Annotated in this window: 13 protein-coding genes; 3 read left to right on the top strand and 10 right to left on the bottom strand. The window is 58.1% G+C overall.

All coding sequences use genetic code 11. The features are described from left to right. Positions 1-126: 126 nt before the first annotated feature. Complete coding sequence (locus BUB69_RS11485) at positions 127-372, bottom strand: hypothetical protein (RefSeq protein ID WP_073166340.1); 246 nt, start codon at positions 370-372, stop codon at positions 127-129. 166 nt (positions 373-538) lie between these two features. Further along, positions 539-1,042, bottom strand: a complete 504-nt coding sequence (locus BUB69_RS11480) for a cupin domain-containing protein (RefSeq protein WP_073166337.1) — start codon at positions 1,040-1,042, stop codon at positions 539-541. 336 nt (positions 1,043-1,378) lie between these two features. On the opposite strand from BUB69_RS11480, the gene BUB69_RS11475 reads away from it, so the two are divergent. Together BUB69_RS11475 and BUB69_RS11470 are read left to right on the top strand one after the other, a co-directional pair. Further along, positions 1,379-3,001 (top strand): methyl-accepting chemotaxis protein, encoded by a 1,623-nt coding sequence (locus BUB69_RS11475; protein ID WP_073166334.1) that lies wholly within the window; start codon positions 1,379-1,381, stop codon positions 2,999-3,001. 158 nt (positions 3,002-3,159) lie between these two features. Beyond that, entirely contained in the window at positions 3,160-3,645 is a 486-nt protein-coding gene (locus tag BUB69_RS11470; RefSeq protein WP_245825274.1) for a hypothetical protein, read from the top strand. Between the two features lie 117 nt (positions 3,646-3,762). Here the strand turns inward: BUB69_RS11470 and BUB69_RS11465 are convergent, their stop codons facing one another. From BUB69_RS11465 to BUB69_RS11430, 8 genes are all read right to left on the bottom strand, one after another. Next, positions 3,763-4,110, bottom strand: coding sequence for a winged helix-turn-helix transcriptional regulator (locus BUB69_RS11465; protein WP_245825278.1), 348 nt, complete (start codon positions 4,108-4,110; stop codon positions 3,763-3,765). A 74-nt stretch (positions 4,111-4,184) separates the two neighbouring features. Continuing rightward, positions 4,185-5,177 (bottom strand): oligopeptide/dipeptide ABC transporter ATP-binding protein, encoded by a 993-nt coding sequence (locus tag BUB69_RS11460; RefSeq protein WP_073166327.1) that lies wholly within the window; start codon positions 5,175-5,177, stop codon positions 4,185-4,187. Then, complete coding sequence (locus BUB69_RS11455; protein ID WP_084537085.1) at positions 5,174-6,214, bottom strand: ABC transporter ATP-binding protein; 1,041 nt, start codon at positions 6,212-6,214, stop codon at positions 5,174-5,176. Before BUB69_RS11455 ends, BUB69_RS11460 begins: the two co-directional genes overlap by 4 nt. Next, complete coding sequence (gene ddpC, locus BUB69_RS11450) at positions 6,211-7,110, bottom strand: D,D-dipeptide ABC transporter permease (protein WP_073166324.1); 900 nt, start codon at positions 7,108-7,110, stop codon at positions 6,211-6,213. Before ddpC ends, BUB69_RS11455 begins: the two co-directional genes overlap by 4 nt. Position 7,111: 1 nt before the next feature. After that, on the bottom strand, positions 7,112-8,128 hold the full coding sequence (locus BUB69_RS11445; RefSeq protein WP_073166320.1) for an ABC transporter permease: 1,017 nt from the start codon (positions 8,126-8,128) through the stop codon (positions 7,112-7,114). Between the two features lie 115 nt (positions 8,129-8,243). Beyond that, positions 8,244-9,800 (bottom strand): ABC transporter substrate-binding protein, encoded by a 1,557-nt coding sequence (locus BUB69_RS11440; protein ID WP_073166317.1) that lies wholly within the window; start codon positions 9,798-9,800, stop codon positions 8,244-8,246. Between the two features lie 159 nt (positions 9,801-9,959). Further along, the gene (gene ddpX / locus BUB69_RS11435) at positions 9,960-10,517 is read right to left on the bottom strand and encodes a D-alanyl-D-alanine dipeptidase (RefSeq protein WP_073166314.1); all 558 of its coding nucleotides are present in this window, start codon (positions 10,515-10,517) and stop codon (positions 9,960-9,962) included. 39 nt (positions 10,518-10,556) lie between these two features. Beyond that, on the bottom strand, positions 10,557-11,408 hold the full coding sequence (locus BUB69_RS11430) for a MurR/RpiR family transcriptional regulator (protein WP_073166752.1): 852 nt from the start codon (positions 11,406-11,408) through the stop codon (positions 10,557-10,559). Positions 11,409-11,775: 367 nt separating this feature from the next. Between BUB69_RS11430 and BUB69_RS11425 the strand changes: the two genes are divergently transcribed. Continuing rightward, positions 11,776-12,186: a DoxX family protein gene (locus tag BUB69_RS11425; protein WP_073166311.1), complete on the top strand. Its 411-nt coding sequence runs from the start codon at positions 11,776-11,778 to the stop codon at positions 12,184-12,186. Positions 12,187-12,226: the final 40 nt, after the last annotated feature.

Genomic DNA, 12,226 nt, shown 5'->3' with positions numbered 1-12,226 from the left:
GACTCTTATAAAACCAGGATTATGCGGTTGCACGGTCATTGCGACTGCCCGCATTCAGGCAGCGCAGCATGCTTCGTATGTGGCCGGGCGAACGCCAGTGTAAACCCTCGTGAAAAAATCTGTGGCTCAGCTGGAAGGTTTCTCAGTGTGCTTCAGGTTTTGAGCATCCTGGCTGGATGCGGTCTCGGCTGCCCGCTGCTGGACGGCTTTTTCCCTGGCGTTGGCGAGGTTTTCACGCGCTTGTTGACGTTCGAGCGCAAAAGTTTGCTGGCGTTTTTGCAGCATCTCGGCGCCGTCCTGAGCGAAAGCAGACGCGTTAAACAGGCCAAGAGCCGAAACCAGCATCAGTGTTGCAGTCTTTGAAAAGGTCATCTGTCTTATCTCAATAGGTGGCAGGCTTGCAGCGCAACAGGCGTCTGCTTCAAGTGACTGCACTTTGAGAGGTGCCGATTAAGGCACCGTTAACAGAAGACAGGTTTTCAGGAATCTCGGTGCAAAGACTGGCTTGACGTCTGCGTGCAGCTGACTTGCAACGTCTTCAAGGCTCGCCGTCCCAGTAATCGACATTCAAGTCGACACGTTGCATGGCCCTGAAAGCAGCACTCTCACCCGCCCCCATGGCCTGGTACTTGCCGGAATCGGGGTACTCGCAGATCTCGGGTTTTTCCCGGGTGCTGATCGACAGGTACTTCAAGGGTGACGATGAGGTATTGATAATCTGATGCGGGTATTGCGGGCCTGACGGAATGAAGATCACATCGCCGGACTTGATCGGCAGCATCTGGCCGGCCACTCGCAGGCTGCCCTCTCCCTCTAGAACAATGAACATCTCTTCCTGAGCATGATGAAAGTGATAAGGACAGGAGCGCTTTCCCGGTGCAACGATATCCAGGGAAGCCCCTAACTTGCTCGCTGCCGTTCCTTGCGCCAAGCGCCCGGCGAGGCTTTCATACAACGGGTCGCGCACCTGCTGTTCAAGCGGCACCTCGTTGAAGTTGCGAATGAGTCGGGAAGCCAGTTCACGTGGGGTGTCTTGGTTCATTACCGTGCCGCCTGCAACAGTGAATAGGCCCTGATCTTAGACCATCAGGCTGTGAAGTAACCGTCAGTTTAACGTCGTCAAAACGCTGACAAAGCGTTTTTTAACAGGGATATATTACGGCTTAAATCTAAATATAAAATCATTTAAAACAATGGCTTATAAAATTTGATTCCTAATGTGTCCGATAGTTGATGCCGGTGCCTAAAGTTAGCCAAATCGCGGTCGAAAGCGATGATATCCAAATGACATCATCTTTTAAAAAGAACTAAACACTGCCGCTTCTCACACCCACAACATTATCGGATTGCCAGGAAGGCACGTTTCAGGAATGACGCCATGTTCAATAAGCTCAGCATTTCGCAGAAGCTCTACTTCAGTTTTATCGCTATTGTCGTCCTGATCGCCGTTCTGGTGGCCAGTGCCTACCGAGGGTTCGAGGACGTCGAAGACGCCACTAACAGTAATGTTCATACCTACCAGGTGTTGAGCGAGGCGCAACTGGCCCTGGAACAATTGATCAACATCGAAACCGGCATGCGTGGCTTTGTCATCACCTCCAAAGACGCCTTTCTCGAGCCCCTTGTTGCGGGTGAAAAACGCTTCACCGAAGAGCTCGATGCGCTCAAACGGCTGACGGCTGATAACCCGGAGCAACAACGACGTCTGGCATCGCTGGGGGAAACCTACAAGCGCTGGCTCGACGACGATATCAATCCCATCATCGCCATGCGCAGGGATCTGACTGCACGCAGCCTGCCTGATGATGAGCTGGATAAACGCATCACGTCCGGGGCCGACAAAGCCAAGATGGACAGCATGCGTGCAACGCTGGCCGAAATCAGCGCCACGGAAAACACCCTGCTGGCTGCAAGAAGCCAGAACATGATCGACGCCAAGCACTTCGCGCTGATGATCCTGGTGTGCGGTGGCCTTGCCGCCGCGCTGCTTTCCGCCATTCTGGCAACGGCGCTGGGCCGCAGCACCTCCGCACGTCTGCAACTGGCCATTGACGCCGCCACAGCCGTGGCCGATGGCAGACTGGATACCGTGATCGACACCAGCAGTCATGATCAACTGCCCAAAGCCTTTGACCGGATGCAGAATCGCCTGCGCGAGATGATTCAACAGATCAGCCAGGCCGCAAACCAGCTGGTGGTGTCCGTGCAGCAGATTTCCGGTGCATCCGAGCAACTGTCCGGCGCCATCCAGGAGCAATCGACCTCGGCATCAATGATGGCCGCCACCATCGAAGAGTTGACCGTGAGCATTCACCACGTGTCCGAAAACGCCGACGAAGCCCATCAGATCGCCAGTCGTTCGGGTCAGCAATCCAAAGAAGGCGCGCAGGTCATCGAGAACACGCTGTCCAGCATGAACGGCATCGCCAGGACCGTGCAGCATTCATCAACACAGGTCTCGGGCCTGGGCCAGCACTCCGAGCATATTTCATCGATCATCAGCGTGATTCAAGGCATCGCCGACCAGACCAACCTGCTGGCGCTCAATGCTGCGATCGAAGCTGCGCGCGCCGGTGAACAGGGTCGCGGGTTTGCCGTCGTGGCCGACGAAGTGCGTCTGCTGGCGCAGAACACGGGCAAGTCCACCAAAGAGATTGCCGGCATGATCGAAAAAATCCAGGCCGGTGTGCGCGAGACGGTCGAAAGCATGCGCAGCGGGGTACAGGAAGTGAACACCGGCGTCGAAATGGCCGGAAGTGCGGGCCAGGCGATTATCGAAATCCGCGACAGCTCCAGCAAGGTTCTGCACGTCGTGGATCAGATTTCCTTTGCGTTGCGCGAGCAGACCGCTGCCAGCCAGGATGTCGCACGCAGTGTGGAGCGCTCGGCACAAATGGCTGAGCAGAACAACATGTCCGTTCAGGAACTGCTCAAGACCAGTGGCGGACTGAAAAGCCTTGCGACCAGTCTGCAGTTGGAAGTAGGCAGGTTCCGCCTGTAAGACAGAACAGGCCCCGGCCTGCCGGGGCACTGCTTCTGACTCCCGTGTCCATTGCGGATTATGAGGCTGCGATCACACCTGTCCGGGATGCCTGAAGTGAAGAAATTGGGGTAAATGCCGATACAGCTTCATGAAGCTCATCATTTCAGGCGAAGACCATGATCACCCTCAACTTACAGTTTGCCAGCGCTGCGCCGACATCGACGCTGAACACCGGGGTAAAAAGCGCTGCTGATGATGCGACGGACGCGGCGTCCGACAGCACAACAAACAGCCCGGTCGAAGGCGTCAAAGTGTCGCTGTCCAGCGTCAGCCTGCAAAAGGCCGCCGAGGACAGCAGCACCCATTCGAACAAGGACATTGAAGAGAGCGGACTGCCAGAACAGGCTCAAAAAATCCTGAAGATGATTCGCGAGTTGCAGCAAAAAATTCAGGAGAAGCTCCAGGAGCTTCAGGCCCTTATGGCAGATACCCGCATGAGCCCTGACGAGAAACGGGCTCGTGTCGCGGGCGTGCAATCCGAACTGGGGGCACTGACCAACAGCCTGATGAGCGCCAACAACACCCTGGCCAAGCTTTCCCGAAACGGCACACTGTCCAGCGAGCAGGCACAACAAGCCTCCGCGCTGGCGATGAAAAGGTAATCGCCGCGCCTCGCCGAACATCTCGCTACGGGCTGAAAAGAAACTCTCCGTACAGGCGTTCCCGCCGCATCCTGGACGCGGCGGGCATCGGCACGCTCGTCGTGCCAATGCCCCTCTTCACTGGCCTTTCTCCTCCACTGCCCTGGCTGCACGACCGCGCCCGGCGGGCCTGACCGGCACGCTGGCACCGTATTCCTGCCACCAGATCATCAGCGCCTCCATGGTCGGCGCAAGGCCTCGGGCCTTTTCGGTAATTTCGTATTCGACACGCGGAGGCACTTCGGCGAATACGGTGCGCGTTACCAGACCGTCAGCCTCCAGCTCGCGAAGCTGTGCAGTGAGCATGTGCTGGGTGATTCCGGGAATGGCCTTGCGCAGCTCGCCAAAACGGTAGATGCGCTGATTGACCAGCCACATGATCTCCAGTTTCCATTTGCCTGACAGCAATGAAAATGCACGGCGCATTTCTTCATGCATATTGAGTTCGACAGGTTTGTCCGTCTGGTTTTCCATGCTGGGCACCTTTCAGTTCATTGCACTCACGACGCCGACTCCAGATGACAGCGAACCTGCCACGGGTCAGCGGCCGGATGACTCACGGGCAGGAGTGACTGCGCACGCTCACACCCGAGGGTCGCCTTCGGACAGCGATCACGAAAATAGCAGCCGGTTGGCAGGTTTCGATTACCCGGCAACTCGGTCGGCGCCGAGGCCTGCGCATCGTCTATCGATACGCCCAGTCGGGGCACCGCGTCCAGCAGCAATTGGGTGTAAGGATGCCGAGGCCGTTCCAGCACCTGCGACGCGCTGCCCAGCTCGACGATCTGCCCCAGGTACATCACCGCCACGCGGTCGGCCATGTGGCGAACGACGGACACGTTGTGGGAAATCAGGATATAGGTCAGCTCGCGAGTGCGCTGCAGTTCGCTCAACAGATTGAGTATCTGTGCCTGAACGGAGATGTCCAGCGCAGACGTCGGCTCATCGAGCACGATGATATCCGGGTTGGACGACAGCGCTCGGGCAATGGCGATGCGCTGCCGCTGCCCGCCTGAAAACTGGTGGGCAAAGCGGTCCATATACTCAGGACGAATCCCGACCTGCCCGGCGACCCTGGCGGCTATCTCGCGCATGTCCCGGCGCGGGACAGCACGTTGCACGAACAGCGGCTCGGTGATGATCTTCCAGACAGGCAACCGGGGATCGAGTGACGACTGGGGGTCCTGAAACACAATCTGCACGTTGCTGTTGCGCTCACGCGAATTGTTATACGCCCAATTCAACGTTCCCGACGTCGGCTTGATCAGCCCCATGAGCAACTGCGCGAGGGTGCTTTTGCCGCAACCGGATTCACCCACCACGCCCAGGGTTTCACCTGCTCGAACGTCGATATCGATGCCATTCAAGGCGTGCGCGACGGCTTTGGGTCTGCCCAGCCAATCGGAACCCATCGGATAATGAACGCGTACGTCGTTCAGCCCCAGAATGGCAGAGCCTGAAAGCTCGGGAGATCTGAGTGCAGGTGCAGTCATGACAGCGACTCCTGAATCTGGGAATGGGATGGCGCGCTCAGCCAACAGGCGCTCTTGCGATCAGCCGCCTCATCAATGATTTGCATGGGTGGTCGCCGAGCGCATTGGTCCATGGCAAAACTGCAGCGCTCGCGAAACGTACAGCCCTGTGGCAATGCCGACAGATTGGGCACCTGGCCCGGGATGGTCATCAGGTCCTGCCCCGGACTGACTTGCTCCGGCAGACCGCTCAACAGTCCCTGGGTGTAAGGGTGGCGAGGATCGGCCATGACCTCTCGGGTGACGCCCTGCTCCACCACCGCGCCGGTGTACATCACGTAGACGCGGTCACAGAACTGCGAGACCAGTGCCATGTCATGGGTGATCAACAGAATGGCGGTGCCGCGTTGACGCGCCTTTTCGCGCAGCAGCAACAGCACCTGTCGCTGCACCGTGACGTCCAGCGCAGTAGTGGGCTCATCGGCAATCAGCAGTTGCGGATCACAGGAGAACGCCAGCGCAATCATCACCCGCTGGCGCATGCCGCCGGACAGCTCGAACGGGTAACTGTTCATGACCTGCTCGGGATCGGCGATGTGCATATCGCGCAGCAGACTCACGGCTTTCTCGTGTGCCTGAGCCTTGCTCAGGTGCTGATGATGGATGATCACATCGAGCATCTGACGGCCGATCCGCCGGGTCGGGTTCAAGGCGGTCATGGGCTCCTGAAAGATCATCGCGGCGTCTCGGCCGCGCACGCTCAGGAGATCGCGCTCGGCGGTCGTCAGCATGTCGCGACCCAGGATCGTCAGGGATCCGCTTTTGACCTGATAGGAGCGCTCGGGCAACAGGCGCAGGCTGAGCATCGCGGTCACTGACTTGCCGGAACCCGACTCGCCGATAACGCCCACGATCTCCCCCGGATTGACGTGCAGCGACACGCCGTTCAACGCCTTGACGGTCCCCTTGTACGCTGGAAATTCAATGCCCAGGTTATCAATGCTCAGGACGGGCCTGGTCGCACCCGATGGGGTGCCGGTGTGAGTCTGCATGGTCATTTCCCCTGCTGCCGTGGATCCAGAAGATCCCGGATGCCGTCGCCCAGTAGATTGAATCCCGTGGCCGTGACCAGAATCGCGAGGCCGGGAAACGTCGAATACCACCATTGATCGAGGATGTAGTTGCGGCCGGTGGCGACCATCGCGCCCCACTCGGCAGTGGGTTGCTGCGCGCCAAGGCCGATGAAACCCAGCGCCGAGGCCATCAGGATAGCGCCGCCGATATCGAGACTGAGCTGCACCAGCAACGGCGGCATGGCGTTACGCGCCACGTGCCAGCTCACCATGTGCCAGCGTCCGGCACCGAAGGTCTCGGCGGCCTTGACGTAGCCCATCTGGCGAATGCTCAACGCCTGCCCTCGCGCCAGTCGTACATAGAAAGGGATTCGCACCAGCGTGATCGCCAGCATTGCATTGAACAGGCTCGGGCCAAGCGCAGCCGCCAACGCCATGATCAGTACCAGCGAAGGCACCGACAGCATGATGTCCATCAGACGCATGATCAGGCTGTCGAAGCGTCCGCCGATGATCCCGGACAGGCACCCCAGCAGGCCGCCCGCCAGGCAGGACGCGAAGGCCACGAACAGGCCCACACCCACCGACTGCTGACTGCCGTACAGCACGCGGCTGAACAGGTCGCGCCCCACTTCGTCGGTACCGAACCAGTGCGCAGCGGAGGGCGCAGCCAGCCGCTGGGTAAGGTTCAGTGCATTGGGATCATGCGGTGCCAGCCATGGCGCAAACAGCATCACCATCAGCACGATGAACGTGATCAAAAGGCCGGCCATGGTCAGCGGACTGCGCCCGACCTGATGAGCCAGCCAGGCGAATTTCTCACGCCAGCCCTCGGACTTGAGCAACGGTGCGACCACAGGAGCAGCGACAGGACTGGACATTTCAGTTGACCTCGCCAATACGTGGATCGACCAGGCGATACAACAGATCAATCACCATATTGAGCATTACGTAGATAAACGACACCAGAATGGCGAAGCCCATGACCGCAGGAAAATCCAGCGACTGGATCGACTTCACCACATAGGCACCCATGCCTGGCCAGGCAAAGACCGTCTCGGTGAGCACAGCCCCGTACAACAGATCGCCGAGGGTCAGACCCAGTACCGTGATCGATGGAATCAGCGCGTTCGGCAAGGCGTGTTTCAGGATCACTGACCACTTCGAAAGCCCGTAGGCCCGGGCGGTGCGGATGTAGTCTTCGCCCAGTTGATCGAGCATCGCCGAACGGATCTGACGCGCCACGATGCCGAGATTGACGAAGCCCAGTGTGATCGCCGGAAGGATCAGGTGTTTCAGCGCATTGAAGAACAGCGCGGTGTCGCCGGCCAGCAGCGTATCAATGAGATAGAAGCCGGTGACCGTTGGCGGTGGCTGCAGCCCCTCGTCGATACGCCCGCTGCCCGGCAGCCAGTTCAAATGGCCATAGAACAGCACGATCAGACCCAGCCCCAGCCAGAACGCCGGGGTTGAAATTCCGGTAACCGCCAGGGTACGCGCCACCTGATCGATAAACCGGTTGTGGTACACCGCGGACAACACCCCCAGCGGCACGCCGACGATAATCGACAGGGTCAGGGCCACCAGCGCCAGCTCAAGGGTGGCCGGGAAGAACGTTTGAAGGTCTTCGAGAACAGGACGGTTGGTGCGAATCGATGTGCCGAGGTCGCCCTGCAGCAAATCCAGCATGTAACGGCCGTACTGTTGATAAAGCGGCAGATCGAGACCCAACTGGTGACGAATGTTTTCCACGATCGCGTCTGTCGCCCGGTCACCGGCAATCAATCGCGCGGGATCGCCAGGGATCAAGTGTGATATCGAAAACGTGATCAACGACACGCCAAACACGACGAGCAGAAGACCGCCCAGGCGTTTGCGCAAGATATTCAGGAAGGCCATCAGGCACCTCGGTAACACGTACAGTGGGCAAAGCGAAACGTTTCGCGAGCACGCCGCTGCCGTGACCTCGCCTTGATGGCGAGGTCAATTGAGCGCGGCGGTCATGGACGCTGACTTACTTGGTCAGGGTCCCGACGTTGAACACCTGTTCCAGCATCGGGTTGAACACATAGCCTTTAACCTTATCGCTCATCGGCACCGTGTAAGACTTCTGATAGAGGTAGGCATAGACACTGTCGGCCAACACGATCTTCTGCGCCTGCTGATAAAGTTCGACACGCTTGGCCATGTCCAGCGTGGTCGCGGACTCACGAATCAACTTATCGACGGCTGGGTTTTCATACATTGAGCGGTTGCCCGCCAGCCCCTTGAGCCTGGAGTCGAAAAAGAAGTTCATGAACATGTAGGGGTCGGCGAAGTCAGGGCTCCACGAGCCGATGGCAACCTCGAAATCACCTTTGCCCAAGCGCTCACGCATGCTGGCGTTCGCCAGTTTTTCCATCTTCAGATTAACGCCCAGCGACTGAAGGCCAGCCTGCAAGGTCAGGCCGATAGGTTCCCAGTTAGGGTCCTTGTCGGAGTACATGAACGTCAGGTTGCTCAGCTTGGGCGAGACCTTGGCCAGGTCGGTTTTCGCTTTGGCCAGGTCCTGCTTCATGGGCACAAGCTTTTCATCGTAGGCCCACATGCCCTGTGGAATAGGGCCGTTCAACGGTTTGGCCTTGCCGCCCAGAATACCGGTGATAATGCCGTTGTAGTCCAGCGACTCGATGACTGCCCGGCGAGCGTCAGGGTTGCTCATCGGGCCTTTCTGGGTATTGAAGTACAACAGCGTGACCCGCAGCGAAGGGTAATCACCGACCACCACGCCCGACTTCTTGCTCAGCGCAGCCAATTGATCCTCGGGCATGTCTTCAACGATGTCCAGGTCCCCATGCTCCAGTTGCAGCCGGCGCACCGACGCTTCACCGATGATCTTGATCACCACTTTCTGCAAAGTCGGTTTGGGGCCTGCGTAATAGCTGTTCTGCTCCATCGTGAGCGTCTGGCCTTTTTGCCAATTCGTCAGCTTGAACGCACCCGACCCGGCGGTATGGGTCGAGAGGTAGGCCTCGGCACCTTCAGCCTGTCTGGCGGCAGCCGGGTTGACGATGGCCGCGCCGTTGTGGGCCAGGGTGGACAGGAACGGCGCGTAGGGAGCGGTCAGGACAAACCGCACCGTCATGGGGTCGACCACCGAGACCGTCATGTCCTCGGGAAAGGCACCGGACGGACCCTGCTTGAGCTTCATCACCCGATCAAAAGAGAACTTGACCGCATCGGCGTTCACCTCTGAACCGTCGTCGAATTTGTTGCCCGGCTTGAGTTTGAATTCCCAGGTCAGGCCGTCTGGCGACGTCGTCCAGCTAGTGGCCAGTTCGCCCTGCACCTCGGTGCTGCCCTTGCCGTTTTCGACCTTGTAGGTCACCAGCCGCTGATACGCCGGGTACGTGACGGTCCAGTCATTGTTGTCGATGGTCACGGCAGGGTCGAGGGTCTGCGGATCGGATGGTTTACCGATCATCAGCGTGTCCTGGGCAACGGCGGCACTGGCCGACTGCCAGGCGCCCAGGCCCATGGCCGTGACAAACAGCGCAATCGCCAGATTCTTGGGTTTAACGATGGAGTTCATGCCGGTTCCTTGATCATTCGATAGGGAAGTTCGTCGGTTTTTTATTGAAGCTATACCGGGCAGTAAAAAAGACGCCTGATGGCCTCTGTGCTCGCTCATGACGCTGATGTTGATCGCCGGGATTCTTGGGTGTCCCGGTCAGGTTTCACGGTCTTTGATTCAATGTGCAGGCGCGATGGACGCGTCATCGATGAGCGGATAGTCATCCGCACCGGGTAATTCGTAATGCCACCATTCACTGTCGATATAGGTGAACCCTGCCGACAGCATGATGCCCAGCAGCAGCAGGCGATTGCGTTGCACCTGAGCCGGAAGGTCGGCGTGAAACTGGTGGGACTTCTCACGCATATCATCGAAGCCGGTTCCCATGTCCAGCGCCTCGCCCGAGGCGTCGACCAGTGTCAGGTCGACTGCAACACCACGCGTGTGGTGCGAACCCAGTTCCGGGTCGCGGACGTATTCGGAATTAGGCAGCGCATCCCACAACAGGTATTGGGCGTAAGGCGGGCGATAGGCATCGAACACGCGTAACGTCAGCCCGGCGTTTCGGGCCAGGTCGCTCGCCTTGCGCAAACAGACTTCCGCATCGTGGTGCAACAGGCAGCGCGAATCCTGATAGATGCGTTTGCCGGCCAGGTTGTCGGCACTGGCGTAGATAAGATCGATCTCGATCTGCAGCGCCTGGGCGTCGACCTCAACCAAAGGATTAGTATTCACTCACGAACTCCGAAGCGTGCGATAACAATGAAAGAGAACTTAATCAAACTGACCAAACAGTGTTTGCAACTCACGGTTTTTAGCCAGTCGCTCGTCAAGGCGATTGCCATAACTTTCCGCGACGGCGGACACCATCAAATTAAGCAGGCAGGTCAAGGGCGCCAACGAATCCCAGAACTGCCCGACATCCGTGTCCAGTTGCAACAAGTCCGTGGGGTAATCCCGCGCCCAGGGACATTGAAAGTCGGTAATGAACGCCAGTGGCAAGTTGCGCTGGGCCGCGACCTCGCAAAACGTACGCGCCACCGCGGAATACATACGAAAGTCGGCAATCACGGCATACGGATTATCGAATCCGGAATTGAGCGACTCTGCATACGTGCCCGACAACCCATCCACGTAATACACTTTGGGCCTGATGTATTCCAGGTGACTGAAGAACGCATTGAGGATGCCGCGCGTGGTTTGAATGCCCACGATGAACACCGCATCCGCGCTCGACAATCGCTCGACAATGTTGGCAAAGACCTCACCCCGGGCCAGCGCATACACGCGCTGAATGGCCTCGACTTCGCGCTTCATCGACCTTTCGAGCGTGTCCCCATGGCTGGCCTCTTCCCGAAAGGCTCCCAGCCGGTCAGTCAGCACCCAAAGGCCGCCCTCATCCCCTCTCAGGCTGCGTTTCACATCGTCGATGTTGCGATAACCCAGTGAACGCAAGAAGCGGCCTACTGATATTCCGGTCGTGCCTGCCTGCAACGCGATGCTGTCAGCGGTCTCGAACGGCAACTTCTGCGGATTGGCCAGCAGGTAACCCGCGATCCGTTTTCCGGTCGGTGTCAGGTCCGCGAACTGCTGCTCAAGCGCCTCAAGAAAGCTGGGCTTTTCCATCAGGTCATCCATCAATAGGCCCGGCGGGCGAAACCCGAAAATGTTACTCATCGATCAGTTCGTGCAACTCTGTTATCAACATAACATAGACATTTCGTGACGGTATACCGCTTTTTTCAATGCGCTTTAATTAGTTTTTCATGACGCTTCAGACCGGTGCATCGCCCAGGTAAAACGCACTTTCATCGGGCGTTAATTCACCGATCATGCAGTAACGCCCGCCTGTCTTTTTCCGTCCAAGTGTTTGATAACGCCGTGAGTCATGTTTTCCATACTAAGCGTTCTTAATTCATCCTACTTGTTACTTTTCATCCAGGCCGACATGCTCACCGCCGTTGGACCACCACTCACTTATCGGGGGCTTGTCATGGCTGTTTATCTTTACTGGGTCAGCACCGCACTGTTGTCGTTGCTGTATTTCGCGTCGGCTTATCTGTACATCACCCAACAGGATTATGTGCGTCAGGCGCAGGCCGAACTGGGTTATTCCGCGTCCTGTCTGGTGCCGTTCATGATCGTGGTCAAGGTGCTCGGGCCTGTGCTGATTCTGTCGCGCTTCAATGTGGCGCTCAGCGATCTGGCCTACGCCGGCATCTTCTATCACCTGATTCTGTCCGGCATGGCTCACCTCAACGTGCGCAAACCCAAAGGCGCGATTCCGGCGGTGCTGGGTCTGCTGTTTCTGGCAACGTCCTTCATGACGCAAAACGATGCGCGGCAACTTGCATCGCCTTATGCATCCGCATCGAGTTTCTTACAGACATCCGTCAGCCCTTGATGCGAACACCTGACCTGCCGTGCCGACTGCGACGATTCGC

It is taken from the genome of Pseudomonas asturiensis (genome assembly GCF_900143095.1).
GTDB lineage: Bacteria > Pseudomonadota > Gammaproteobacteria > Pseudomonadales > Pseudomonadaceae > Aquipseudomonas > Aquipseudomonas asturiensis.
Note: the sequence above shows the minus strand (reverse complement) of the source record. Positions and strands in the feature narration are given on the sequence as shown.